Below are 24,968 nucleotides of genomic sequence, written 5' to 3'. Positions count from 1 at the left end.
TTATGTCGATACAAGTAATTCCTGACAAAGCGGGTCATTCGCTCGATGCGAACGACCTATTGCCTGACAGCTTGAATGACTTTCTGGGATGTGCAACGCCAGATGCCTGGCTGGCTTGGGCCTTGGAAAATCCCGAAATTTTGCTGATTGACCACGCTCAATGTGAAAAAAAGGCCGCCTCAACGGCGATGAGCCTGCTGTATCGCTATGTGGATCAACCGCTGCTACTGAGCAAGATGTCGCAACTTGCCCGGGAAGAACTGCTGCATTTCGAGCAGGTAGTGACTCTTATGGAGAATCGGGGCGTAACGTATCGTCACTTGACGGCTTCACGCTATGCGGAAGGGTTACGACGCCATGTTCGCCCCCAGGACCCTGAGCGATTGATTGATGTGTTGATTATTGGCGCGCTCATCGAGGCGCGAAGCTGCGAACGCTTTGCTTGCTTGATTCCCTATCTTGATGAGGAACTAGCGAAGTTCTACCGCACCCTCGTCAAGTCTGAAGGCCGACATTTCGAAGATTACCTATTGCTTGCCCGGCAGCAGACCGACCACTCGATCGACGAGCGGATCGCGTTCTTTGTTGCATGTGAAGCAGAGCTAATAAGTTCGCCGGATACAGCTTTCCGTTTTCATAGCGGCGTGCCAGCGTAAGTTGCCGTTCGTCCAGACAGGATGTTTACCATGCGCGATGCTCAAAAGTATGACCAACTGACCCTGTTCGGTCATTTTGCCCTGTCCCAGGGTGATGATGTGCTGACGCACTTTAGCTACGATAAAGTGAAAGCGTTGCTTGTCTACTTGCTGCTGCATCGACAACCTGTCAATCGTGCTGCGCTGGCTGAACTGCTGTGGCCAGATCAGGGCCTTTCATCAGGTCGCACCAACCTGCGACACGCGCTGCATTGCCTGCGTCAATCGTTGGGTGAAGATGCAGAACAGGTGCTCAACGTATCGCGCCAGACTATTGCCTTTCAGCTCCCAGCCAATTGGCAGGTTGATCTGCATGAGCTGCAAACGCTGCTTGAAGGGCCGCGGGATCTGGCCACCCTGGATGACGTGCTCGCTTGCTACCAAGGCGATTTGATCGAGGAATTGCAGCTTGCCAACTGTAGTGAGTTCCAACGCTGGCTGGTGCAAGCGCGCAATGAGTGGCGCCAGCGGGTTATCCGCTTTGCGGAGCAGGTGCTGGATAATCATCAGGAAGTCCCTGACGGCCTTCTGGAAACGCTGGTCAGTCGGTTTTCCGGCTATGGTCCTTTCCATGAACGGCTGGTTAAACAGCTCGCCGAACAAAAGCAGATGGCGGCAGCCCACGAGCAATACAACAGTTACTTGCAGTTGCTGGCCCTGTCAGGCCAACAGCCGGAGCCCAGCTTTTTACAGTTAGCAAGCTACTGGTCCGATGGTCACCACGACGCCCGCGTCATGTCTCCTCAAGGCGCCTTTTCGCGAGCCCTAGCCACCGACAGCCAGCCCTTGCGCGAAGATGAAATTGAGCTTCGTCAGTTATCGGTGATGGCGATTCGATTGCGACTCCAGGGGGACTGGCAGGATCGCGCCGCGACGCGTAACTGCCTTGCGCTTCAACTGGAACTGCTGCGGTGGCTTGAGCAGCAATGCCATCATCTGGGAGGTTTCTGGTTGCCTGGCGCTACAGGCGGCCTGGGGCTTGCGTGTTTTGGCACCCATGGTCCTGCCCATCAGTTAGCTGAACTGGTCGCGCTTTATGAGCATTGTCGTCAGACGCTCCCTCAAGAGTCTGCCAGGCACTGGACAGGTGACGGTGAACCGCCACAGTTTGAATTGGCAGCAGGGCTGCACAGCGGCCGTGTGGTTTATTTGCCCGAGCGTCAACTGGCGGATCCGTTGGGCCAGGTAACGCAAATATCCCTTGAGCTGATGAGTGCGGCTGAAGGCAGCGAACTGGTCATCTCTCAGGAGTCGAGCCAGCACATGCCACCAGCGCTCGACCTTCAGCCTCGGCTGGTCTCGCGGGTAATGTCGAGCGATGGTCGGGTACGCCAACGAGCGTTGGTGCTGGGCCAGAATGAAGGTGGCCGTGATGCATTGCCGCCGAGCCTGGTGGGGCGCGAAACCTCGTTAAGAACCCTGAGAGATGCACTGGCCCGCGCCGGTATTGGGCTTCGCCAAAGCGTGCTGGTACGCGGTGCGTCAGGCATGGGCAAATCGGCCTTGATGGTTGGCTTTCGTCAGCTTGAGATAAGTCGCGATGCCGCTATTTGTTGGCAGCCCACCACCCGCCTTTCAGTGCTGGAGCCCTATGGCGTCGCGCGCACTCTTCTAGCCTGGTATCTGGAAGGGGCGCCTGACCAGGATGCGCTGCACGCCCTGCAAACCGATCTTGCTTTCAATACGCTGAGCGATGAGCAGCAATGCTTGCTCGAAGAAGCTCTCGGCGTGCGTAGCGTGCAGGAAGTGTCACAACTGACGCAGAACGGTGAAGCGGTTGAGCTGGTAGTGATGTTGTTACATCGCTTGATCGAACGTCAGGCGGCTACTCATACACTCGTACTGATGGTGGATGACCTTCAGTGGCTCGATGAACCGTCGTTCAAGGTGCTGTCAGGCCTTCAGGCGCGGCTGCCTATCAACACGGCCTTTATGCTGGTGGCCAGTCATCATGGCCGTGAACCCCTGCCGGTCAAGCTGCACTGGGATCAGCAAATCACGCTGGGCAGGCTAGATGGTCTGGAGTCCTCACGGCTGTTATCGCAACTCTCGCGTCGTTACCGTATTCACCTAAGCCCGCGGTTGCGTAATCAGATTATCGAGCGCTGCGATGGTGTTCCGCTGTATTTGCAGGAAATTTGCCGACGTCTGGATATGGACCGCCGAGAAGGGCGTAGCGTCCAGTTTGACGAGTTGCCCAAGGGATTGCTGGGGCTATTGGCCAGCCGCATCGACCAGTTGGAAGCGGACCGTGAAATTGCCCATATTGCCGCGGTGCTTGGCAAACGATTTCGGCTTGATTTCCTTAGCGAGTGCAGTGGCTATGACACAGCACGTTTGCAGCAGGCGCTGGATCACATGCGCCAGCTCGAAATCATCGAGCCGGTGGATAACGGCTCGAGCGAGCACGAATTCCAGTTCAGTCACCAGCTACTTCAGGAGGCGGCCTACCTTTCCTGCCCCCGAGATGTGCGCGTCAAGCTTCACCAGCAAGTGGTGAGCCTGATAGAAGAACGCTTCCCGATGTGGATCAGTCGCCACCCCGGCGATTTTGCCACGCACCTTCGGCGAAGCGGCCACTACGCACGCGGCGCGCGTTATTTCGAGCTTGCCGCCCGGGAAGCGCTAAAAGTAAGCGCCAATCGTACCGCGTTACGCATGGCGGATTTTGGACTGGCGAGCCTGCGCCATGTGGAGCATGAGGTCGAGCGCGAGGTGAGTCTGTTAACGGTGCGCGGGCAGGCTGCTTTTGCGCTTGAAGGTCATGGCTCTCCCACCGCCCACGAAAGCTTCGTGCGTGCCCGAGAATTGTTGCGTCACTCGGGCGCGGATGCGCTGGAAGACCCCGAAGACCTGGAACAAATCTTTCTGGTCAAATGGGGGTTGTGGGTAGGGCGCAGTCAGCGCTACGCCCACGCTGATGCCTTCGCGTTGGCGTCCACCCTGGCTGACATAGCTGCCCGGCTTGATGACCCCCGTTACCAGCGACTGGCTGATTACGCGCGTGCGCACTGTGAATACTGGGCGGGTCGTGTTCAGCAGGCCCACGACCATTTGAATGAAATCGATCCGCTCAACTCGCCGATGATGATCGAGTGGCTGCCGTTCTCTGATCATCCGCAGGTGACAGCGGCGTGCTTCCAGGGCTGGGCGCTATGCTTATGTGGCGATTACCAACGTGCTGAACGACAGGTCTCCGCGGCCATACGGCTGGCGGAGAAGTTGGGTCACCCCGGTACGCTTGCCATGGCGCTATTGTTTGCCGCCTCACTCTATCGTCAGCTTGGCCATGTGCATTTAGCAGCGCGTCATGCTGAAAAGGCAGCGGCCATGACCGCAACGCCGGATTTACAGCTATGGCAAATTACCGCCCAGGGGATTCTCGGCTGGCAGCGCGCGCTGGCGGGCGATCACGGTGGGCTGACCCAACTGCGCGATAGCCTTGACCAAATGGCGGAGCTTAACGGGCGTGATCGCTTCAAGCGCCCTGTGCTTTGGTATTCGGATGCCTGTATTGCCTTGGGAGAACTGAGTGCCGCAGAAGATTACCTTGACCAGTGTCTGGTGATTGCCAAGGAAAGATCCACGCTGTTTCTACCTGAGCTTGCCACCCAACTTGCCCGGGTACGTATCATGCTTGATCACCCTGCCAATGAAGTGCGCGCATTGGCCGAGATGGCGATTTCCCAAGCGCGCGAGCACGGTAATCGCCATCAGGAATTGGCAGCACTGGAGTTATGGTTGACGCGAATCGCACCCGACGACGAATCGGCGCGTGATGCCTTCCGCCGGCTGTTAAGCGACGTTAACCATAGTGACGCGCCGGTCCTGGTCCGTTGGGTCAGTCTGGTGGATCATCGCCTGGCATATCCCGAGCGCCTGGAGAGCTAGGTGTTATCTTCCAGCCATGTCAGGGTGATCATCGCTTCCTCGCGCTGCCGTCCGCAGACGGCAGCGTCAAATTGAAACTGTTCGCACACGGCAGGGCGGCGGGGGTCCCCGAACAGGCGGCATAAATTATGCTCGTCTAGTTGCGCGCAACGCACGCCTGCCGGTTTGCCTTCGGGCATGCCTGGAATGGCAGAGCTGATCGACGGCGCAATACAGCATGCCCCACAGCCAGCCCGGCACTCATCACTCATGGGCTTGCCTTCGCTATCGCGCCTTTATTAAATCCCTCAAACGCGTGCACTGTTGCCGTTTCAAGGCTTTGGGCAGCGAGCTGTTCGGCTAACCAACGGGCAATATTTTCCACCGTTGTGGGAGTTGTCAGGATGGCACAGCGCTCATCAGGTAGCGTGAGGGTAAAGGTTCCCTGATCCGCTTTATAGCGGCACGTCAGTGTTTGCTCATCGCGCTCGATAATGTCATTTGCCTCTACCAGGTAGCGGTTATCGAGCCAGGCTGCCCACTGCTGTTCAAGCGCATGCTGGCGCGTTCCTCGTTGCCAGATATGCAGGCGTGAGCGATGCCCATGGGCAATTCGTTGGCAGTTGCCCTTATGCAGCTTCAGGCCGTGACTGTAGCCGTAGGCCGCGGCTTCAATGGCTTCATCACTGAGAGTTAAGTGAACCCGTGTGACGTTTTCCGGCCGTTGTTCTGTGAGCATCTGACTCAAGTGTTCGGCCACGGTGTCGCGCTCAATGGTGGCAACGGGCAGCAAGGTGAAAGCCTGTTCCGGCCCTTTTACTTCCATGGCGTAAGGCGTTGTGGTGCGTACGCACAGACCTTCCTCGCAGGCGCTGACCGTGATGCCGGAGGCCTCGATAGGAACCAGGAGCGTGTGGTCCAGGCCGCTATCGAGGTGATGCTTGATCCACGGTTTGACCTCGCCAAAATCAAGCAGCATGCCGTCTTTTCCAAGCTCGCCTTCAAGCACGGCGTCCACTTGCCAGCTGATGCCCTTGAGGCCTTCATTGGGGCACCATACGGATGCGTCGATATGGGTCAGTTGGTTTACAAATAAAGACATCAGTCAAAGCCTGCGATTTTGTGCGTCTGCAGAGATAGTCGCCACTGCGGGTGGGCTAAACAATAGGCAGTGGTGTGGGCGACAGTATCGTCTTTACCGTCAAAAGGGGAGAGGTCCATCGGCTGAAGGAAAAAGTGGCGAAAGTTGAGCTGCGCAAATGCTTCGGGGGGTGCCTCGGCCTGGGGGTAGACCAACTTGAGTTCGTCGCCCTGATCAATCACTAGCGGGTTCTTGCCTTTGGGACTCACGCACAACCAATCAATGCCTGGGGGTGGCGTGAGCGTGCCATTGGTTTCGACCGCTACTTCAAAACCCACGCTGTGTAGCGTGGCGATCAGTGCCGGGTCGAGCTGCAGCAGCGGCTCACCACCGGTAAATACGACGTAAGGAATGGCACTGCCTGCGTCGCTTGGCCACAGCGCAACAATATGCTCGGCCAGGGCCTCGGGCGATGTAAAGCGGCCGCCGCCCTGACCATTGGTGCCGACAAAATCGGTATCACAGAAGGTGCATCGGGCCGTGGCCCGGTCCTGCTCTCGGCCACTCCATAGATTGCAGCCGCTGAAACGACAGAAGACACTGGCCCGCCCAGCTTGGGCGCCTTCACCCTGGAGTGTGTAGAAGGCTTCTTTGACCTGATACATCAGAGTGCCTCCGGGTGTGGGGCATAGGGGATTGGGTCGGTCACGCCATTTGCCGCAAACGCGGCTAACCGTTCACGGCAGCTTCCGCACCGCCCACAGGCCAGTTCGCCGCCTTCGTAGCAGGTCCAGGTATGGCGATAATCAAGCCCCATTGCCAGGCCTTGCTTAAGAATGTCGGCTTTGCTGGCATGCAGGTAGGGAGCATGTACCTTTACGGGGGAGAAGTTGGCAATCCGCGCGACCTGATCCATGGCTTCCACAAACGCCGGACGACAGTCGGGGTAAAGGACGTGATCACCCCCATGGGCACCGTAATCAACTCGCTCTGCACCGATATTGACGGCGTTCGCAATGGCCAGGGACAGTAATATCATATTGCGGTTAGGAACGACGGTTGCCGCCATGTTATCGCCGTCGTAGTCACCCTGCGGCATTGCATGGTCGGTGTTGGTCAATGCCGAGTTATCGATCAGCGAATGAATCGCCCGGATATCCACGACCTGATGGGGAACACTCAAGTGTTGGCATACCTGGCGGGCAGCATCGAGTTCACGGGCGTGGCGCTGGCCGTAATGAAATGACAGCGCATGAACGTGATAACCTTCGTTTAGCGCCCGGTGGAGCAGGGTGAACGAATCCATACCGCCGGAATATATCACCACGGCGGTGGCCCCATGCGGGGTTGGGGAAGTTGACATGATAAGCACTCTTATGCCGGAGAATTTATTGATCGTAGCGCGAAAAAAGCTGCTACTGCGTTCCGGGGTCCGGTCCGGAAGGTCGCAAGTGTACGCAATTGAGGTGTTTCTGGCTAGCGTAAGCATGCTCACAACATAAGCTGAAAGTGCTACGCTGGGGGCTCCATTCAAGAGGTTTATTATGGTCACTATTGAACATAGCGCCATCGTCAAGGCAACGCCGGAACGGGTGTTCGAGCTGTTAAGACGCGTCGAAGACTTTGCCGATTATTCGGACCTGATCAGCGATATCGAACCGCTAGGCGGCGAACGTTATCGGTGGCATGTCCGCGCACTCAGAATGGACTGGACATTCGATGTCGTGATTACCGAGGTTAAATCGCCGGATGTGCTCGCTTGGGAATCGATCAACGGGGTGAAAAACCAGGGACGCTATCATTTGCGTGAAGTGCCGGAAGGCACAGAGGTGGCGCTAACGCTGAACTATGAAATAGGTAACCGTTTCATAGCCAAAGCCGTAAACAAGGCCGCAACGCCGCTGGTGGGCAAGGTGAGCCGGCAAATTCTCGAACGAGTGGAAGCGCGGTTACAGGCATGAATGGCGCAGGGATTAAGCAGAGCCAATGCGCGGATGCCATGCCGGGCGCCTAGAGACGCCCGGCATTGACGCGGCTGCGTTACGCTGGCTTGTGCATAGATGCATCAAGATGGTCGACGACCTCCGCCCAATCGGCATCTTCCTCGACGGCTTCCTTGAGAAACTCTGCCTGCCCTTCATTCCAACACGGCGCATCGGCCAGCGGCATTGCCTCGGGAAGGGGTGCATGGCGTTGGATAAAACGCTCAATCGAGGCCGCGTCAGACGCAAGACCCAACTGCTCGAACAGCTCGCTAAAATAATGAACCGGCTTTTCCATAAACGTTATTCCTGTTTATCCGCTGAGTGTGCTTTCACTCCCTCTCACTCTAGCGTTAAACGCCTTGATTGCCAGGCGCATATTTAACGCATAGCGGTTAACGTTCGCCAACCAGAGAGCTCAGGAAACGATGGCGCCGATCCTCTTCCGGGATCGGCTGGGCTAGCAAATGCACAAGCTTGCCAAAGACAGCTTCAGGGGTCATGTCGTCGCCAGATAACACGCCTGCGTCGAGAAGCCCTTTGCCGGCGGCGTACGCTCCCAGATGAACACTGCCTTGAGGGCACTGGCTGATGGCGACCAGCATTTTGCCCTCGCCGCTGGCCTTGGCCAGAACGGCTAAAAGCGACGGGTCATCGGGTAGATTGCCCGCGCCCCAGAGCTGAAGGATGCCACCTTTAACCCGCGGGTCGTCCAACCAGGCTGCTAGCTGCCAGGCGCTGATACCCGGCCAGAGCACTAATCGCACAATGGCGCCATCGCTCACCGAAGTGTAATCGGGTAGCTCGAACCGCGGGGCGCCACGTTGCTGATCAGCCAAACCACGACCGGGGTAATGGACAACATGGTCTCCCATACGCTCGCCGAGGAGCGGATAGTTGGGGCTGGTAAACGCATCCATGGCCTCGCTGTGCTGCTTGGTTGCGCGAACACCGCGAAGTAACTTGCCGTGAAAGTAAATCGCCACTTCTTTCACGTGAGGTTGTTCAGCACAGCGTAGCGCCCAATATAAATTGTCGAGGGCATCGCTGCCGGGCGCTTCGAGCGGTTGCATGGCGCCGGTGAGAATGACCGGTCGGTCAATCCCTTGCAATTGATAGGCGAGGCTGGCCGCTGTCCAACTAAGTGTATCGGTGCCGTGAATGACCACGAATCCCTGATACTCCCTCAGGCGCTCGGCGATATCATGGGCAAGCTTTGCCCAGTTGTCAGGTGTGGCAGAACTTGAGTCGATTAACTGCGGGTAACTTAACACCTCAAAACTCGGCAAGGCTTGCTGCTGAAGAGGGGGTAATTGTCGAAACGCTTTGGCTAGCCGTGCTTCAATATTGCCCGACGGGGTCAACCCTTGGTCGCCTGGGCGCATGCCGAGGGTGCCGCCAGTATAGATAATCAGCAGGCGAGGGTGGGCCATCACGGTGTCTCCTTATTTAAGCGATCGTCATGTCCGCTATTGTGCACGACAAGCTGCCCCGAGCTGTCGTCGAGGCAGCGTTGGCGCCCGGCAAGCAGCGCAAAGCCACTGCACACTATCAGCAGGGCAATCAGCAACCAGGCAATTTGGGCGCCGCTGACACCGTGTTGCAGCAATAGACCCACCCCGAATGGGCCAAGTGCGGCGATGGTATAGCCGCCGCCTTGCACCAGCCCGGACAGCTGGCCTGACAACCGGGCATTCGCCGTGCGCAATACCAACAGGCTGAGTGCCAGGCTGAAGCTTCCCCCCTGGCCTAAACCGAGGAGTACGGCGCCGGGCCATTGCCACGACAATGGTGCAATCAGCAACATCGATAGCCCGCAGGCTGTGCACAGCAATACGCAGAGCAATGCCGGGCGCTGATCACGCCCCAGGCGTGCAAGCCACGGGGCGCTGAGCGCTGAGGCAAGCTGGCAAAGAATGGAAATGGCCATGGTCCACCCAGCCGAGGCTTCATCATACCCGCGATATACCAACAGTGTAGGCAGCCAGCCAAAGACGATGTAGGCCATCGATGACTGAATGCCCATGAAGAGCATGACGTACCAGGTAAGCGGTTGACCGAGAAGCTTGAGTGCACCGGCTTGCGGAAGTGATGCCAGTGAGGCGGTTGTAGGCGTCCTGGGCATATAAATGACCCATAAAACCAGCGCTGCCAGGGCGAGTAGCGCCCAGCTCATCAAGCTGGCTTGCCAACTGCCAAGATAGTGGGTTAGTGGCACACTTAACCCTGCGCCGAGTGCACCGCCCAGGCAAAGGGCCATGGTATAGAGGCCGGTGAGGAGGTCAGCGCTTTGGGGCAACTGGCGTTTGACCAGCGCGGGAAGCAGAGTGCCCGCGAGCCCAATGGCCGCGCCGGAAAGCGCTGACCCCAGGAAAAGAACGCCGGGAAAGGGCAAACCACGGATTATCAGGCCAGTCATGAGCAGGCCCAGGGCAGCACTCAAGGCTCGCTCGCTCCCGATACGCTGGGCAAGGATAGGGGCGAGCGGGGCGGCGAGCCCTAAAAAAAGCACAGGTAGCGTGGTCAGTACACCCGCCGAGGCCGCCGATAGCCCTGCGACTTCCTGCAACCGGTTGAGTAATGGCGCGACCGAAGACATCGCAGGGCGAAGGTTAAGCCCTACGATGACCATGAGTGCAATAAATACGGAGTGGCGGGCCCTCATAAATACGTCTTATTTTAGGAATGCGTCTTATTTTAGATAGGGGCGTAAGTCTCCGCGCACGGCATCCAGCAGCGTGATGAAGTGATAATCGTCGGGCGCGTCCAGGCAATCAACTCTTACGCTGGTACGCATCCCTTTATCCACCTTAACCTGTTCAAAAATTTCCAGGGTCAACTTGCGGGCCGGTTTATCGCCGGGGGCCAGGGTGCCATCTTCAAGCGTAAAGGTTTCGACAAGCGTAACTCTTACCCGAGTGCTGTTGCCTTCGCTGAGTACCCGGCGAACGAACAGCCAGCCTTCGCAGGGGAGTGCATGCTGGTCATTCCGCTTGCGTAAAAACAGGGTGCGGTAGCAGGCACCTTCCTTTGAGGCTTTTTCCGCCATGCTGCGATATGCTTCGACGACTTGTGTCGACGAGGCCCGGGCATCCTCCAGGCGTTGCACAACGCCAAAATGCTCTCTGCTTAATTGGTCTTGCCGCTGGAACGTTTGCCACTGACGGTATTGCTCAATGAGTTGGGAAGACGCCATGATCACTCCATGAAAACAGGTACTTGATTAATAGCCTAGTAGTAGCGCTAGCATCGCATAGTCAGATAAGCCGAGCTAGCGGCGAGCACGACGCTTGGGCGCTGCATCGCGGTCACTATGCTGGCTGGGTTTGCGTTGACTGCGCGCATTGCGCGGTTGCCGACGACCATTCTCGATAGGCTGTGGGGTGGCATTCGGGTCGGGTTCAAAACCGGGCTCGATGTGTTTAGTCAGGGTCTGTTTTATCAGCCGTTCAATGCCGCGTAACAGGGCATGTTCATCGACACAGACCAGTGAAATCGCCTCGCCCTCACTGCCAGCCCGGCCAGTGCGCCCGATACGGTGGACATAATCTTCCGCAACGTTGGGCAGCTCAAAGTTGACTACATGGGGCAGCTCGTTGATATCCAGCCCGCGTGCGGCAATATCGGTGGCAACCAATACCTGCAATTCGCCGCTTTTAAACGCTCCAAGCGCACGTGTTCGAGCGCCCTGACTCTTGTTGCCATGAATGGCCATGGCAGGGATATCCTGCTTGGATAACTGTTCTGCCAGGCGGTTGGCGCCGTGCTTGGTGCGGGTGAAAACCAGCACTTGATACCATTGGTGTTGCTTGATGAGGTGTGCCAGCAGCTCGCGTTTTTTCTCCCGATCTACTTGGTAAACTGACTGGGCGATTTTGTCTGCCGTGGTATTACGCGGAGCGACGTCGATAAACGCAGGGTCGTTCAAAAACTGTTGCGCCAGGGTTTGAATCTCGTTGGAGAAGGTGGCGGAAAACAGCAGGTTCTGGCGCTTGCTAGGGACCAGTTTCAAAAGGCGTTTAATGTCGTGGATAAAGCCCATGTCGAGCATGCGGTCGGCTTCATCCAGAACGACAATCTCGACGCTTGACAGGTCAACGTGCCCCTGTTGTTGCAGGTCGAGCAAACGCCCCGGCGTCGCCACCAGGATATCCAGGCCGCGTTTCAATGCGTCGACCTGGGGCTGCTGGCCCACGCCACCAAAAATAATATGCGAACGCAGGGAGAGATGTTGTCCGTAAGTGGTAACGCTTTCGCCTACCTGGGCGGCCAGTTCCCGGGTCGGAGTTAATACCAGCGCGCGCACCTGGCGTTTGGTGGCGGGTTTGCCTGCCGATAGACGCTGCAGCATGGGGAGCGTAAAACCGGCGGTTTTGCCCGTTCCCGTTTGAGCACTGGCAAGCAAATCGCGGCCTTGCAACACGACGGGAATTGCTTGACGTTGAATGGGGGTCGGCTCGCGATACCCTTGGTCGGTGACGGCGCGCAGTAGGTCGGCGTCGAGGCCGAGGTCAGAAAAGTTCATGCGTTCTCCCAGCGGCTATTCACGCATGCGCATGGCATCGTTTAACAGCGCACTGTTGAATGATTGGAAATGAATAACCGTAATGAATTGAAGATAACAAGGGCCGGTCACGTATGAATTGACGATTGGCGTCTTCTAGCGACATACCAGAAAGCGCATCCATGGCCGGTGACAAGATTCACTCATAACGAACGATCAATTAAGTGATGATTATATCATGCCATAGACCTTCAGTCTGGTGTCTTGGCTTGATGCGCATTGTACAGCGATTTGATACGAGCAAGTGAGGCGGGTGGCAGGTCAAGCGTTTCGAGCGTGTGAACAGGGATGGCGAATAGCTGTTCGGGAGTGAAGATGCCACGCTCAAACAGCTGATTGGCCGTCGCAGGGCCAATGCCGTCCAGGGCCATCAAGCGGTTACCAAACAACGCAGTTCGTTCGGCGTGTTTGAGTGACGATTCGGCGTCGTTGGATAGCTGGCGGTAATACGCATCGGCTGAGGCAACAATAAATTGTTCTGTGCGAGCCAGCGCGGCTAGAGTTGCACTAGAAGGGGCGTCAGCGGTCAGCGTTTGGCGTACGCTTGTATAATGTGTCATGGCGCTAATCAGCAACGCCTCACTGGCAGGCTCGTGGATGAGCTTTTCCGCTGTTTGATTGAGCCTATGAACGGCCTCAAGGGCACTTTCTGCGTACTGGGCTGTGTCCGTCATTGCCGTGCAACTCCGTTTGTTGGTGGCTTAATCATTGGATCCAACATCCTGTACGGCCTGGGCAATCTGCTTGCTGACTTTATCCCAGCTTTTACCCAAGGCGCGCACAAGAGCAGGGTAGCCGTCTTCTTCGAGCGGGGTATCGGCATCGAAGGTTTCCATTGCCAACACATTTCCCTGTTGATTGAGCAGTTGCCACTGACCACTGGCAATGGCGCGACCATCCTGACGCCCCTGAAACTGGTCTACTTCCAAGCGTAGCGTGATTGACTGGTCGTCGCTAGCGGCGTCGCGCACCACCCGCCATGTGGGCAGCGCCTTTGAAAGACGGGCCCGCATTCCGCGTTCCAGTTGACGGCCAATGGCTTCTGCCCACTGATGGGTGTTTGCTTCCCGCAAGGTAATATCATCGGTTTGCATGACAATACCCTCGACATCCAGATAGTGCGGGAGGCGAGGCGATGTCACCTGAAGAGTGCCTTCGGGGGAAGTTGGCGGGCTTGCTAATTGCCCGCCCGGCAATACGTAGCGGGTGGACGGCGTTGATTGGCTGGCGCAAGCACTCAGCAACAACGGTATCAATAACATCACACCCAGTTTTCCGAATAAATGTCGCATTGTTTATCCTTACTCGCGTGGTGCGCGAGGTATCGGGTCTTCGGTTTCGACACTCTCGAACAGCAGTGCGCGTGGGTTCTCGCTTAGTGTGCGAGTCAGCGGCTGGACATCGCGAATGACGCGGTCGAGCCGTTCAACCGTTGACGTCAATTCCTGGTAGGCGGCCGATTCGGGAGAGAGGCCTTCCAGCGTGTTCTGCAGTTCTTCAAGCGTACGGTTCACGTTGCCGCCAAGAGATTGGGTTTCAGGATCGTTAAGTAGCTGATTCAAGGATTCGCTAACCCCGCGAACTTCCTCAAGTACAGATTCAGACGCTTGTAAATTTTGGTCGAGCCCTGTTAATAACGGCTCGATTTCCAGACCATTCAGTTTTTCCAACAAATCTGTCACCTGCGCCTGAATTTGCGCAAAACCGCCTGACGTCGTGGGGAATACCGTGTGCCCTGAGAAAGTCTCCGGGACGTATTGGGCGGCCAGTTCCTCGCGGAAGTTCAAGTCTACAAACATTGCGCCTGTCAGCAGGTTGCCGCTTTTGAGAGACGCGCGTAAACCCAGTGTAAACATTCGCTTGAAGCGCGCATCCCACTCGTCAAGATCAACGTCGGAATTCTCGATGCCTAGCCGCTGGGGTTCGATACGGATCAGCAACGGGATGGCAAACTGTTCCCTTGAATCCGGCTGAGGAGCCGTGAAATTCCAGGGGACGGCGGCAACGGTACCCAGCCGAACGCCACGAAACTCCACAGGTGCCCCCTTGGAGAGCCCGCGAACAGTATCGTCGACAAGTAGTACGTACTCCAGATAACGATTAAAGGTACCCTGGCGAGCACTATCCTCATCAGTGTAAAGCTCGAAACGGGCATTGTTTTCAACGGGCTGTCCCATGGGTAGGTCTTCAGGAACCCCAAAGGTGACGCCCCCGCCCAATAGTGTCTCGATTGAGTCAACGTTGACACGAACGCCATCGGCATCCAGACGAAAATCAATACCGCTGGCGCTCCAGAAGCGTGTGCTTTCTGTGACGAGCTGATCGTACGGCTCTTCAATGAACACCTGATGGTGCATGGTGCGTGACTCAGCATCAAAGCGGGTTTCCTCAATACGGCCGACAGTGAAGCCTTGATAGGAAACCGGGTCGCCTACGCGTAATGAATTACCCAACTGGCTGATGAGGCTGACTTGCAAGCCAGCGACGCCGGCGGGAGCGACAGGCGGTGTGTCCCTGACTTCAAATTCACGTTGAGGTTCGGATGAAGAGCCTGGCTGGAGTTGAATGTAGGCACCCGACAGGACAGTACCCAATCCACTGATTCCTTCGCGGCCGATACGCGGTTTGACGACCCAAAAACGGCTATCTTCGCGCAGCATGGCTTCCGCTTCAGGCTGAATGCGAGCGCGTAAAACCGCTTGGGAAAGATCGTCGGATAGCCGCACACTCTGTACGCGGCCGATTTCAACGTTGCGACTGCGTATTAGCGTATTGCCGGCTTCAATCCCCTCAGCGTTTTGCATCGTCAAGGTTATCATGGTGCCGCGGGTGGAATAGTTGTCGTATACCAGCCATAAGCCAATGACCAGCGCGACAATCGGAACAATCCAGATGGGCGAAAGTCGTGTCTGGGGGCTGGGTTTGGCACGATGCATTGCCGCTTCGCCCTGTGGTTCGTTGGAGGGTATATCGTTTTCGTTAGCCATTAATTACTTCCTTACGGGCGTCGCTTTGTCCTGGAGATTTCGTTACGGGGGTATCCCAAAGCAAACGTGGGTCAAAGGTCATAGCGGCCAGCATGGTCAGCACGACCACCGCTCCAAAGGCGAGTGCTGCTGGCCCTGGGTTGATCGTCATTAACGAATCGGCGCGGATAAGCGCGACAAGGATGGCGACGACAAACACATCGACCATCGACCATCGACCGATAAACTCGGTGACCCGGTAAAGCGTTGTGCGCGTTTGCGCATTGAGAGCGTCGCTTCGGTTAGCCACGCTGCATAGCCAGGCTAGCGCGAACAGTTTACCGACGGGAACAATGATGCTGGCGACAAAAATGACGCCCGCTATTGGCCAGGAGCCGCCCTGCGCCAGCTCGACAATGCCGCCCACGATCGTCGAAGGCGAGCTACTGCCCAAACTGGTCGTGGTCATGATGGGAAATAGATTGGCTGGAATGTACATGATCGCAGCAGCAGCGAGTAATGCCCAGGTGCGTTGGACGCTATGCGGAAAGCGAGGATGCAGACGCTCATGACAGCGCACGCAATGATGTTTGCCGTGTGGTGCCAACCGATTGATCAGCCCGCAGGTAGGGCAACTGGTAAGCTGCTGGGATGCGGCAGACACCCCTGTTTGCGTGCCCTCCGGGGCCAGTGGCTCGCCTTCCAGCGCAAACCACATCCAGTCGGCATCAATCGATTGCACCGTCATCAGCAGTAGAAACGCAAAGACGCAAAACGCCCAAAACGACAGACCAAGTTCAATATCAGCGAGCCCCGCGACCTTGATCAAGCTAACCAGGGCACCCACGATAAATACATCGGCCATCATCCAGGGCGTTAAATGGCTCAATGAACGAGCCGTCGAACGACTAAAGGGCAGTGGGTCGTTGCGTAACAAACCGTATTGCAGCCACAGGGTGCCTATCAAATACACGGCAGGTAATACCACGATGGTCATGATAACGCCGATAGCCACCACGGGTTGATGAAAGGCAATCAGCGTTGTTGCCGTTTCGGAAAGCTCGATACGGTTGCTCACCCCGCTGTAGCTGAAACTGACAAAGGGGTAGGAGACGGCCAGTAAAAGTGCAATAAGCGACGCCATCGCGAGTGCCATGCTGCGCTGGGCGGGGTAGCGATTGCGCTTGACCAGGACATGCGAGCAGCGTGGGCAGCAGGCTTTTTCACCGGACTTGAGGGGCGGTAGCGCCGATACCCAGTCACATTCATGACAGGCGCGCAGGCGTCGCCTCTGAGTGCGGGTCTCAGGCGGTTGTTGGTCAACAAGCGGTGCATTGACCTTCAAGTTGGGGTGTCTAGGTAACCAGTTCTGTGACAAATGGTGATCTCGCTAGCGTGAGTAGGCAAAGCAATACGCTCTCGGTTATAAGTCTGTCAAATATTGGGTAAAATTCACCGGATCGTGAACAGGTTGTCGTTGACCTAGAGCGATGGATGAATAATGATCGCCACGTTTATCTGCTGATTAACCGGTCATGGCTGGTCATTCAATACCCGCTGGTCATCACCACCTTATGAAAACGCCATCCAAAGGAACCTTATGTTACTTGCTCTTATCGCCGTTGTCGTTGGCTTGATACTGCTTATCTGGAGCGCTGAGAAATTTATTGATGGCGCCGCGGCAACGTCGCGATGGCTGGGACTGTCACCCCTCTTGATCGGTATGTTGGTGATCGGTTTTGGTACCTCGGCGCCCGAGATGATGGTGTCGGTGCTGGCGTCAATGCAAGGTAATCCAGGTTTGGCAGTGGGTAATGCCTATGGTTCCAACATCGCTAATATTGGTTTGGTGCTAGGGTTTGTTGCTTTATTGGCCCCATTGGCCGTGCATTCGAGTGTTATTCGTAAAGAGATACCACTGTTGCTGGTGGTGATGCTAGTTACCGGGCTGATGCTGTTGGATGGCTGGGTCGCCCGTTGGGAGGCAGTCTGCTTATTGTTGGCGCTGGTAATATTTATCGTTGTCAGCATTGTGCGTTCTAAAGGTCAGCAGGACGATGCACTTATCCCGGAAGTGGCAGAAGCTCTGGACAGCAAACCCATGTCGCGCGGTAAAGCTATCATGTGGACCCTGGTGGGTCTGGTCCTGTTGATTGCCAGTTCACGCCTTCTGGTATGGGGGGCTGTCGAGATCGCCGTCGCGTTTGGTGTCAGTGATCTGATTATTGGGTTGACCGTTGTGGCGATTGGTACCTCCTTGCCCGAGTTGGCATCGTCGATTTCCGCGCTGCGGCGTAATGAGCACGATATGGTGCTTGGCAATGTCGTGGGCTCGAACTTATTCAACAGCCTTGCCGTGGTTGGGCTGGCTGGCGTCATTACACCGATTGAAACCGGTCAGGAGGTGCTTCAACGTGACTGGATTGTCATGTTGGTGATGACCGTGCTGATGATGCTGTTCGCGTTTTCCTGGAAAGGGCGTCCGCGGCGAATCAACCGCTTTGAGGGCGGTGGTTTGTTAGCGCTTTTTATTGCCTATACAGGCTATCTGGTGAGCGTGGTCGTGTTGGCCTGAGTCGCTTGTTATAACAGTCGTTAGCGGCTGGGACTTAAAAATTGACCTGCGTCAACGCGACACGGTGAAAACCCAAAACGCATGCCGCATCCATACCTTCTAAGCTGTAAACTCAAGGGGTTGTTGATCAAATAAGCTTAGTGACTACAAAAAGAAGAGCGTGATCCATAGGGACTCACCTAAGCTTGTTTTAAGCCTTTGAGAAAAGGGCTCTATGGGGCCTTAGGAGGGAGTTATGGAACTTGATCCGCTATTGCTATCGAGACTCCAGTTCGCATTTGTTGTGTGTTTTCACGCCATCTTTCCTGTCTTCACGATTGGGCTGGCGTCCTATATTGCGGTTCTGCACGGGATATTCTACAAAACAGAAAACGACGCCTGGGATCGCCTGGCACAATTCTGGACCAAGATGTTTGCCGTTGTGTTTGGCATGGGGGTCGTGACCGGCATCGTGATGTCGTTTCAGTTCGGTACGAACTGGAGTAACTTCTCTTTTGCTACGTCAAATTTCCTTGGACCTGTCCTCAGTTACGAAGTGGTCACCGCTTTCTTCCTTGAGGCGGCATTTCTGGGTGTGTTGCTCTTTGGGCGTGGAAAAGTGCCAGAAGGGGTGCACCTTTTTGCCGCGATCATGGTGGCGGTGGGCACCTTTATTTCCTCATTCTGGATCCTTTCCGCCAATAGCTGGATGCAAACGCCTGCGGGTTATGAAATGGTGGATGGACGCTTCCATATCACCTCCTGGATGGCGGCAATCTTCAATCCCTCCTTCTGGTATCGCTTTGTGCATATGGGCATGGCGTCCTTCCTGACCGGTGGTTTTGTGGTGGCCGGTGTCAGCGCCTGGTTCCTCCTGCGTAAACGTGATGTCGAAGCGAATAAAAAAGCCCTTTCAATGTGCCTGTGGCTGTTGCTTTTCCTGGCGCCGGCGCAGGCTGTTGTCGGTGATTTTCACGGCCTGAATACGTTAGAGCATCAGCCCACCAAAGTGGCGGCAATGGAAGGTAACTGGGAAACCCAGTCCAACGTGCCACTTTTGCTGTTCGCATTGCCCGATCAGGAGGCTCAGGAAAACCGCTTTGAAATCGGTATTCCCAGCCTGGCGAGTCTCATTCTGACCCATAGCGCGGACGGCGTAGTCCCGGGCATCAACGAAATGGCTCCCGATGAACAGCCCCCTGTGGCGCTTGTTTTCTGGTCGTTTCGTGTGATGGTGGGGATTGGACTTTTGATGATAGCCGTCGCGACGGTTGGCTTGTTTCTCCGCCGTAGAGGACGTTTCTTTCAGTCGCCTCTCTATCTTAAAACATTGGTAGGTATGATTATTTCCCCTTTCCTGGCAGTGCTGGCCGGCTGGGTGGTCACCGAGTCGGGACGCGCGCCATGGCTGGTCTACGGTGTCATGACCCATGCTGAAGGGTTAACCCCTTCGCTGACAGGCGGTATGGCGCTGTTTACGCTGCTGGGCTACGTTGCCGTTTATGCCGTCGTGTTCTGGGTGGGTATTTACTACCTTACTCGTGTCGTGCGTAACGGCATGCTGGCGGATTCCATGGAAGTAACCGGCGAAGTCGAGCGAGCCAAACGTCCTTTCTCTGCGGCTCACACGCCTTTCGATAGTGATTATGAGGGAGCAACCAAATGATCAGCCTTGACCTTGCAATAATCTGGGCCGGCATTATTGGCTTCGGCGTTATCATGTACGTAATTATGGACGGCTTCGATCTGGGACTGGGGATACTCTATCCCTTTGCCCCGGATGAGGAGTCGCGTGATGTGATGATGAACTCAGTCGCGCCGGTGTGGGACGGCAACGAAACCTGGTTGGTATTGGGGGGAGCGGGGCTTCTAGGGGCCTTCCCGCTGGTTTACTCGGTGTTCCTGCCGGCACTTTATATCGGCGTGTTTTTGATGCTGGCGGGATTGATTTTCCGCGGCATCTCATTTGAGTTTCGCTTCAAGGCGAAGAAAAATCGCCATTGGTGGAACCGCGCATTTTGTGGGGGGTCTGCAGTGGCAGCCTTTGCCCAGGGCGCTGTCGTAGGTGCTTACATCCAGGGCTTTGCGGTAGAGGATTTTGTCTATGTGGGCGGTGCGCTCGATTGGCTGACACCGTTTAGCGTACTGACCGGCCTGGGCTTGATGGCGGGCTATGCCTTACTGGGCTCGACCTGGCTGATCCTGAAGTCGGAGGGTTATGTGCAGCAGTGGGCCTACCGGATAACCCCGAAACTACTGCTGGCCGTGCTGGTGGTGTTTGGCATCGTCAGCCTATGGACGCCGTTGGTGAGCCCTGAGGTGCGCGACCGCTGGCTCAGCCAGATTCATTTGATCTGGGTGTTCCCGATTCTCGCGATGGTCTGTGCTTACGTGCTTTATCGCGCTGTTAAGCGTCAGGAAGAAGGCCTGCCTTTTGTGGCCTCGCTAGGTCTATTTATCTTCACCTACCTGGGCTTGATTGCCAGTAAGTGGCCGGTAATCGTGCCGCCCAACTACACCATCTGGGATGCTTCTTCGGCCCCGGAATCCCAGCTCTTCCTGCTGATCGGTGTGCTGTTTGTCATCCCCATCGTGCTGGCCTACACCGCGTGGACCTACTGGGTCTTCCGTGGCAAGGTGCGCGTCGGAGAGGGCTACCACTAATCTATGGCATCCGTTTCCAGCCATAATGAGCTTACGCCGCGCCACTGGTTAACATCGCTTGCTGTATCGGAGCGCAAACGATTAACGGGGGCGGCGTTTTTTGGTGCCCTGGCAGGCTGCCACACTGTATTGATCGTGACGGGCCTTGCCTGGTTGATCGATCAACTGGTGGTTCACAACCGTTCGCCAAGTGACTTGACGCCTGTTTTCGCGTTCCTGGCCGTTGCCGTATTGTTACGCGCGCTGTGCCAGTGGACATCAGAGAAACTGAGTCTGGATGCCAGCCTTCGCATCAGACGCAAGGCCCGTGCTCAGTTGCTTGATAAAATCACTGCCCTGGGCCCTGCATGGCTGACATCACAGCAAAGCGGGGCCATTGCCGCTCAGGCCGTCGAGCATATTGACGCTTTGGACGGGTATTTTGCGCGCTATCATCCACAACTGCGGATCACCGTATGGGTGCCGCTCGTTATCCTTGCCGTGGTGGTGTGGCTGGATTACCTCGCGGCTGTTTTCTTGCTGCTGGCGGCACCGCTGATTCCGCTGTTTATGGCCCTGGTGGGGATGGGGGCAGAGCGCATGAACCGTGATCAGTTCGCCGCCGTCGCCCGACTGTCAGCGCATTTCATCGATCGTGTGCGCGGTATTACAACGCTCCAGCTGTTTGGCCACACAGCGGCGGCACAGCAATCGGTCTGGGTGGCCTCAGACCAGTATCGACGCCTGAGCATGCGAACGCTGAAACTGGCATTTTTATCGTCGGCGGTGCTTGAGTTCTTTTCGTCGGTGGCCATTGCGGTTGTCGCCATGTATGTCGGCTTTGGCTTGCTGGGTTATATCGAGTATGGCCCCGCCCCCTCATTGACGCTGTTCTCCGGCTTGGCAGTGTTGCTACTGGCGCCGGAATTCTTCCAGCCTTTGCGCACGTTATCCATGCATTATCATGATCGAGCGGCGGCATTGGGCGCAGCAGAGAGCATCGTTAATACGCTCAACGAGCCGCCCGTGATGCGCGACGCCTCTCCATCAACGACCAGAACCGACAATGCGCTGGTGGAGCTTGAGGAGGTTCAGGTCAGCTATCCGGGTCGTGGTGTGGTAATGGGCCCCTTGGATATCACCCTAAAGCAGGGTGATGTGGTGGCGGTCAGCGGTGAGTCAGGCAGTGGTAAGTCGACATTGCTTGCGCTATTGGCAGGGTTCATTGGGCCTAGCCATGGTGAGTGCCGCCATGCAGCGACGAACCAGGTTGCTTGGCTGGATCAGCAGCCCTGTCTGTTGCAGGGGAGTCTGGTCGATAATTTGCGCCTGGCGGACCCCTTGGCGTCAGAAGATGCGATGCAAATAGCGTTAAAGCGTGCCGGTTTGACTGATGCGGTAAACGGCCTTCCGCACGGATTGGATACCTTGCTTGGCGAGCGTGGTGTCGGTTTGTCGGGTGGTCAGGCTCAGCGTTTGGCACTGGCACGCGTTTACCTGAGTGGCGCACCATTAATCCTGCTTGATGAACCAACGGCCAAGCTCGACGAGGCAACGGAGCAAGCCGTGGTGGCGGCGTTGATCGACTGGATAAAAGAGGGGCGCACGCTTGTCGTTGCCACCCATCATCCTGCCGTCATCAAAGCAGCGAATCGCCACTTCAAAATGACCCATGGACAGATCGAGGAGATGCCCGCTTGAGGGATATCTATCGCCAATTCTTACCGTGGTTAAGGTTGCTTACCCGCCGTCGGCGCGCTTTCATGTTGGGTGCCTTGCTGGCAGGGCTAACGCTTTTAGCTGGCGTTGCACTGCTGGGTTTGTCGGGTTGGTTTATCACCGCCAGTGCGCTAACGGGCATTGCGTTGGCGTTGGGGGTGCCAGCCGTCCTGGATGTCTACGTGCCGGGTGGAGGTATTCGCTTCTTTGCGCTACTGCGGACTGTCTCGCGGTATGCCGAGCGCGTTTATAACCACAATAGCGTACTGGCATTGCTGGCTGACTTGCGCTTCCGTGTGTTTGGGCAATTAACCCGCCTTGATGATTTGACGCTCGGCCGGCAGCGGGCAAGTGACTGGCTGACGCGCCTTACGTCCGATATAGACACCTTGGATAATTTTTACCTCCGAGCCTTGATGCCGCCTCTGGTTGCGCTGCTGGGTAGTGCCATCATGGTGCTGTTTGTCGCACTATGGTTGCCTTATGCGGCCTTGCTGATGGCATGCGTTCTTGGGGTTCTCTGGCTGGTCACGACAGTGGGCTTTGCCGTCTGGGGGTGGCGGCAAAGCCACTACCATGTGGGGGATCAGGAAGTCTTGCGCCATTTGGTGATTGATCAGGTTCAGGCCAGTGCGGAATTGACCAGCTATCGCAGCGATCATTGGCACCGTGGCTTTGTAGATACTCATGAACAGCAGGTTCTGCACCATCAGCGCCAGGTAGGTAACAAGCAGGCGCTGGGTAACGCGGTTGTCGCCGCGGTGACGAGTTTGCTGGCGCTAGGGGTGCTTTGGCTGGCGGGGGAGGTGCTGGTCCAAGGCCAGGTTGACGGTCCCATTGTTGTCATGGCCGTGCTGATGGCGCTCGGCATCAACGAGGCGTTCAGCGTTCTGCCCAATGCGTTTGTCCGGTTGGGGGCAAGCTATGCCGCTGTTGAGCGATTGAACAAGCTTGAACCGGGAGCATCGGCTCGCAGTGTTGCATCTTCAACCAATATGTCGTTAGAAGATGGTGTGATCTTTGAAGGCGTATCGTTGCGTTACCCCAATGCGCTTTCCCAGGCGTTGAGCGACGTTAACTTTCACCTTCCTGCAGGCAAACGCGCTGTGGTGACAGGCATGTCAGGGGCGGGGAAATCGACATTGGCGGCACTCATCATGGGCCGGTTGGCGCCCACATGCGGGGTCGTTAACGTATTGGGTGCGGCGCCCACAGCGTTGGCCGATACACAACGTGCGGAGCATTTGGCAATGCTTACCCAGCACGTGGATCTATTTGATGCTTCTCTGGCTGAGAATTTGCTTATTGCGGATCCATCTGCAAGCGACGAGCGGCTCTGGCAAGTACTCTCTGACGTGGCGTTGGCCGATTGGGTTGAACGTTTACCCAAAGCGCTCGACACAGCAGTGGGCGAAAAAGGCCAGCAACTTTCTGGTGGACAGGCCAGGCGCGTTGCCTTGGCACGGCTGATGTTGCGCGATCCGCAGGTAGTGATCCTGGACGAGCCTTTTGCAAGCGTCGATGCAGTGACCGCGCAATACCTGGCGGCTTCACTTGATCGTTGGCTTGGCAACAGAACGGTCATCTATTTTATCCATCAAGTCGACCAGCCCGACTTGTTGCCGCAAATCGATTACCACTGGCACCTGGATGCAGGTAAGCTTGGTTTTGAAGCTAATTAGACAGGAGCCCTGTATGCACGATTTTTTGCGCCAGCTTCCCAAGGTAGAGCTGCATCTTCATATCGAAGGGTCGCTTGAGCCCGAGTTGATGTTCGCGCTGGCCCAGCGTAATGGCATTGACTTGCCGTATGCTTCCGCCCAGGAGGCAAAAGATGCGTACGAATTTAATGATTTGCAGGCGTTTTTGAACCTGTATTTTCAGGGCATGAGTGTGCTCCGTCACGAGGAAGACTTTTATGACCTGGCGATGGACTACTTTCATCGCGCTCGCCGGGAGGGGGTCGTGCATGTCGACATGCATTTCGACCCTCAGGCGCACCTTCAAAGAGGTGTTCCGCTGGAAGTGGTCATGGGTGGTCTCCTCAAAGCCAAGCAGGACGCCGAGGAATCCATGGATTTTTCGGTCGGCATGATCATGGCATTTTTACGCGACCGGCCGGCAGAAGAAGCCTTGCACGTCCTCGAGCAAGCCGCGCCCTACTGGAAGTTTATCGATGCAATCGGCTTGGACAGTGCAGAACGCGACCATCCGCCATCTGAATTCAAAACACTGTTTGCGCGGGCTAAAGAGATTGGTTTGGCTCGCGTAGCGCACGCAGGCGAAGAAGGGCCGGCGGACTATATCGTCCAAGCTCTCGATCTTCTTGAGGTGGAGCGCATCGACCATGGCGTGCGCTGCCTGGAAAATCCAGACTTGGTGGAGCGTCTGTGTCGTGAGCAGGTTGTCCTGACGGTTTGCCCGCTATCCAATGTCTGCCTAAAAGTCGTCGATGACTTGCGTGAGCACCCTTTGCCCACTCTGCTTCAGAAGGGGCTGAACGTGACCATCAGTTCTGATGATCCTGCTTACTTTGGCGGTGGAATGCTCGCTAATCACATGGCTTGTGCTGACGCTTTCGGATGGTCTGAAAACGTGTTTGCTCAATTAACCCGAAACGCAATCGACGCAGCGTTTGTATCCGCCGATCGACGTGCCGACTTATTGGCTCGCTTGGCTGCCTGAACGACCATTGGCAATAAATGTGTCGCAGCTGGTTGACCTCGCGTGAAAAAAACGTATCATACGCACCACATCGAACGGCGACGCCTTTCGATAGCTCTTTAATAATGTGATCAGGTAATTCATGTGGGCGCTTGCCGATGAGGGTGATAAATCACCAAATATCAAGGCAAGCGACTCAAGCACTATGGTTTTTCGAAACCGATATTGAA

General features: G+C 56.2%; 22 protein-coding genes. 9 read left to right on the top strand and 13 right to left on the bottom strand.

The features are described from left to right. The first annotated feature begins 2 nt into the window (after positions 1 to 2). Positions 3 to 656 (top strand): tRNA-(ms[2]io[6]A)-hydroxylase, encoded by a 654-nt coding sequence (gene miaE / locus HXW73_RS09595; RefSeq protein ID WP_186252903.1) that lies wholly within the window; start codon positions 3 to 5, stop codon positions 654 to 656. A gap of 30 nt (positions 657 to 686) precedes the next feature. After that, positions 687 to 4,586: an AAA family ATPase gene (locus HXW73_RS09590; protein ID WP_186252902.1), complete on the top strand. Its 3,900-nt coding sequence runs from the start codon at positions 687 to 689 to the stop codon at positions 4,584 to 4,586. On the opposite strand, the gene HXW73_RS09585 is transcribed toward HXW73_RS09590, so the two are convergent. From HXW73_RS09585 to queC, 4 genes are read right to left on the bottom strand one after another with little or no spacing between them, the layout of a single operon-like run. Next, a complete protein-coding gene (locus tag HXW73_RS09585) occupies positions 4,583 to 4,837 on the bottom strand; it encodes a YkgJ family cysteine cluster protein (protein WP_186252901.1) in 255 nt (84 codons plus the stop codon). The two genes, HXW73_RS09590 and HXW73_RS09585, sit on opposite strands and share 4 nt — an antisense overlap. Beyond that, a complete protein-coding gene (locus tag HXW73_RS09580) occupies positions 4,834 to 5,667 on the bottom strand; it encodes a 6-carboxytetrahydropterin synthase (RefSeq protein ID WP_186252900.1) in 834 nt (277 codons plus the stop codon). The genes HXW73_RS09585 and HXW73_RS09580 overlap by 4 nt, the downstream gene beginning before the upstream one ends. Then, positions 5,667 to 6,311, bottom strand: coding sequence for a 7-carboxy-7-deazaguanine synthase (queE, locus tag HXW73_RS09575; RefSeq protein ID WP_186252899.1), 645 nt, complete (start codon positions 6,309 to 6,311; stop codon positions 5,667 to 5,669). Before queE ends, HXW73_RS09580 begins: the two co-directional genes overlap by 1 nt. Further along, positions 6,311 to 7,009, bottom strand: coding sequence for a 7-cyano-7-deazaguanine synthase QueC (gene queC / locus HXW73_RS09570; RefSeq protein WP_186252898.1), 699 nt, complete (start codon positions 7,007 to 7,009; stop codon positions 6,311 to 6,313). Before queC ends, queE begins: the two co-directional genes overlap by 1 nt. A 181-nt stretch (positions 7,010 to 7,190) precedes the next feature. On the opposite strand from queC, the gene HXW73_RS09565 reads away from it, so the two are divergent. Continuing rightward, the gene (locus HXW73_RS09565; RefSeq protein WP_186252897.1) at positions 7,191 to 7,607 is read left to right on the top strand and encodes an SRPBCC family protein; all 417 of its coding nucleotides are present in this window, start codon (positions 7,191 to 7,193) and stop codon (positions 7,605 to 7,607) included. Positions 7,608 to 7,686: 79 nt separating this feature from the next. Here HXW73_RS09565 and HXW73_RS09560 read toward each other — a convergent pair whose 3' ends face one another. From HXW73_RS09560 to HXW73_RS09520, 9 genes are all read right to left on the bottom strand, one after another. Beyond that, positions 7,687 to 7,926, bottom strand: a complete 240-nt coding sequence (locus tag HXW73_RS09560) for a DUF2789 domain-containing protein (RefSeq protein WP_186252896.1) — start codon at positions 7,924 to 7,926, stop codon at positions 7,687 to 7,689. A gap of 97 nt (positions 7,927 to 8,023) precedes the next feature. Beyond that, the gene (locus tag HXW73_RS09555; RefSeq protein WP_186252895.1) at positions 8,024 to 9,061 is read right to left on the bottom strand and encodes an asparaginase; all 1,038 of its coding nucleotides are present in this window, start codon (positions 9,059 to 9,061) and stop codon (positions 8,024 to 8,026) included. Next, complete coding sequence (locus HXW73_RS09550) at positions 9,061 to 10,293, bottom strand: MFS transporter (protein WP_186252894.1); 1,233 nt, start codon at positions 10,291 to 10,293, stop codon at positions 9,061 to 9,063. Before HXW73_RS09550 ends, HXW73_RS09555 begins: the two co-directional genes overlap by 1 nt. Positions 10,294 to 10,320: 27 nt before the next feature. Continuing rightward, complete coding sequence (locus tag HXW73_RS09545; RefSeq protein ID WP_186252893.1) at positions 10,321 to 10,824, bottom strand: hypothetical protein; 504 nt, start codon at positions 10,822 to 10,824, stop codon at positions 10,321 to 10,323. 75 nt (positions 10,825 to 10,899) lie between these two features. Continuing rightward, complete coding sequence (locus HXW73_RS09540; RefSeq protein ID WP_186252892.1) at positions 10,900 to 12,153, bottom strand: DEAD/DEAH box helicase; 1,254 nt, start codon at positions 12,151 to 12,153, stop codon at positions 10,900 to 10,902. Positions 12,154 to 12,383: 230 nt separating this feature from the next. Next, positions 12,384 to 12,866 carry a helix-hairpin-helix domain-containing protein gene (locus HXW73_RS09535; RefSeq protein WP_186252891.1) on the bottom strand — a complete coding sequence of 161 codons (483 nt, stop codon included), beginning with the start codon at positions 12,864 to 12,866 and terminating at the stop codon, positions 12,384 to 12,386. Positions 12,867 to 12,893: 27 nt separating this feature from the next. After that, a complete protein-coding gene (locus tag HXW73_RS09530) occupies positions 12,894 to 13,484 on the bottom strand; it encodes a PqiC family protein (RefSeq protein ID WP_186252890.1) in 591 nt (196 codons plus the stop codon). Between the two features lie 9 nt (positions 13,485 to 13,493). Further along, positions 13,494 to 15,179, bottom strand: a complete 1,686-nt coding sequence (pqiB, locus tag HXW73_RS09525) for an intermembrane transport protein PqiB (protein ID WP_186252889.1) — start codon at positions 15,177 to 15,179, stop codon at positions 13,494 to 13,496. Then, entirely contained in the window at positions 15,172 to 16,536 is a 1,365-nt protein-coding gene (locus tag HXW73_RS09520; protein WP_186252888.1) for a paraquat-inducible protein A, read from the bottom strand. The genes pqiB and HXW73_RS09520 overlap by 8 nt, the downstream gene beginning before the upstream one ends. Before the next feature lie 222 nt (positions 16,537 to 16,758). Here HXW73_RS09520 and HXW73_RS09515 point away from each other — a divergent pair, with 222 nt between their 5' ends. The 6 genes from HXW73_RS09515 to HXW73_RS09490 all read left to right on the top strand — a co-directional run bounded on the left by HXW73_RS09515 (position 16,759) and on the right by HXW73_RS09490 (position 24,759). Continuing rightward, positions 16,759 to 17,733, top strand: a complete 975-nt coding sequence (locus HXW73_RS09515) for a calcium/sodium antiporter (protein ID WP_186252887.1) — start codon at positions 16,759 to 16,761, stop codon at positions 17,731 to 17,733. Between the two features lie 235 nt (positions 17,734 to 17,968). Continuing rightward, positions 17,969 to 19,378 carry a cytochrome ubiquinol oxidase subunit I gene (locus tag HXW73_RS09510; protein ID WP_186252886.1) on the top strand — a complete coding sequence of 470 codons (1,410 nt, stop codon included), beginning with the start codon at positions 17,969 to 17,971 and terminating at the stop codon, positions 19,376 to 19,378. Further along, a complete protein-coding gene (cydB, locus tag HXW73_RS09505; protein WP_186252885.1) occupies positions 19,375 to 20,376 on the top strand; it encodes a cytochrome d ubiquinol oxidase subunit II in 1,002 nt (333 codons plus the stop codon). The genes HXW73_RS09510 and cydB overlap by 4 nt, the downstream gene beginning before the upstream one ends. A gap of 3 nt (positions 20,377 to 20,379) precedes the next feature. Next, positions 20,380 to 22,056: a thiol reductant ABC exporter subunit CydD gene (gene cydD, locus HXW73_RS09500; protein ID WP_186252884.1), complete on the top strand. Its 1,677-nt coding sequence runs from the start codon at positions 20,380 to 20,382 to the stop codon at positions 22,054 to 22,056. After that, positions 22,053 to 23,756 (top strand): thiol reductant ABC exporter subunit CydC, encoded by a 1,704-nt coding sequence (gene cydC / locus HXW73_RS09495; RefSeq protein ID WP_186252883.1) that lies wholly within the window; start codon positions 22,053 to 22,055, stop codon positions 23,754 to 23,756. Before cydD ends, cydC begins: the two co-directional genes overlap by 4 nt. 13 nt (positions 23,757 to 23,769) lie before the next feature. After that, positions 23,770 to 24,759, top strand: a complete 990-nt coding sequence (locus HXW73_RS09490; RefSeq protein ID WP_186252882.1) for an adenosine deaminase — start codon at positions 23,770 to 23,772, stop codon at positions 24,757 to 24,759. Positions 24,760 to 24,968: the final 209 nt, after the last annotated feature.

Origin of the sequence: Halomonas sp. SH5A2 (assembly GCF_014263395.1) — a bacterium.
Classification (GTDB): Bacteria; Pseudomonadota; Gammaproteobacteria; order Pseudomonadales; family Halomonadaceae; genus Vreelandella.
Note: the sequence above shows the minus strand (reverse complement) of the source record. Positions and strands in the feature narration are given on the sequence as shown.

Bases quoted from the DNA above. Each gene is read 5' to 3' on its own strand.
- HXW73_RS09585 (WP_186252901.1), bottom strand. From the start codon at position 4,837: ATGAGTGATGAGTGCCGGGCTGGCTGTGGGGCATGCTGTATTGCGCCG.
- cydB (WP_186252885.1), top strand. From the start codon at position 19,375: ATGATCAGCCTTGACCTTGCAATAATCTGGGCCGGCATTATTGGCTTC.
- queC (WP_186252898.1), bottom strand. From the start codon at position 7,009: ATGTCAACTTCCCCAACCCCGCATGGGGCCACCGCCGTGGTGATATAT.
- HXW73_RS09530 (WP_186252890.1), bottom strand. From the start codon at position 13,484: ATGCGACATTTATTCGGAAAACTGGGTGTGATGTTATTGATACCGTTG.
- HXW73_RS09560 (WP_186252896.1), bottom strand. From the start codon at position 7,926: ATGGAAAAGCCGGTTCATTATTTTAGCGAGCTGTTCGAGCAGTTGGGT.
- HXW73_RS09555 (WP_186252895.1), bottom strand. From the start codon at position 9,061: ATGGCCCACCCTCGCCTGCTGATTATCTATACTGGCGGCACCCTCGGC.
- HXW73_RS09545 (WP_186252893.1), bottom strand. From the start codon at position 10,824: ATGGCGTCTTCCCAACTCATTGAGCAATACCGTCAGTGGCAAACGTTC.
- HXW73_RS09565 (WP_186252897.1), top strand. From the start codon at position 7,191: ATGGTCACTATTGAACATAGCGCCATCGTCAAGGCAACGCCGGAACGG.
- queE (WP_186252899.1), bottom strand. From the start codon at position 6,311: ATGTATCAGGTCAAAGAAGCCTTCTACACACTCCAGGGTGAAGGCGCC.
- HXW73_RS09540 (WP_186252892.1), bottom strand. From the start codon at position 12,153: ATGAACTTTTCTGACCTCGGCCTCGACGCCGACCTACTGCGCGCCGTC.
- HXW73_RS09510 (WP_186252886.1), top strand. From the start codon at position 17,969: ATGGAACTTGATCCGCTATTGCTATCGAGACTCCAGTTCGCATTTGTT.
- HXW73_RS09580 (WP_186252900.1), bottom strand. From the start codon at position 5,667: ATGTCTTTATTTGTAAACCAACTGACCCATATCGACGCATCCGTATGG.
- HXW73_RS09535 (WP_186252891.1), bottom strand. From the start codon at position 12,866: ATGACGGACACAGCCCAGTACGCAGAAAGTGCCCTTGAGGCCGTTCAT.
- miaE (WP_186252903.1), top strand. From the start codon at position 3: ATGTCGATACAAGTAATTCCTGACAAAGCGGGTCATTCGCTCGATGCG.
- HXW73_RS09590 (WP_186252902.1), top strand. From the start codon at position 687: ATGCGCGATGCTCAAAAGTATGACCAACTGACCCTGTTCGGTCATTTT.
- pqiB (WP_186252889.1), bottom strand. From the start codon at position 15,179: ATGGCTAACGAAAACGATATACCCTCCAACGAACCACAGGGCGAAGCG.
- HXW73_RS09490 (WP_186252882.1), top strand. From the start codon at position 23,770: ATGCACGATTTTTTGCGCCAGCTTCCCAAGGTAGAGCTGCATCTTCAT.
- HXW73_RS09550 (WP_186252894.1), bottom strand. From the start codon at position 10,293: ATGAGGGCCCGCCACTCCGTATTTATTGCACTCATGGTCATCGTAGGG.
- cydD (WP_186252884.1), top strand. From the start codon at position 20,380: ATGGCATCCGTTTCCAGCCATAATGAGCTTACGCCGCGCCACTGGTTA.
- HXW73_RS09515 (WP_186252887.1), top strand. From the start codon at position 16,759: ATGTTACTTGCTCTTATCGCCGTTGTCGTTGGCTTGATACTGCTTATC.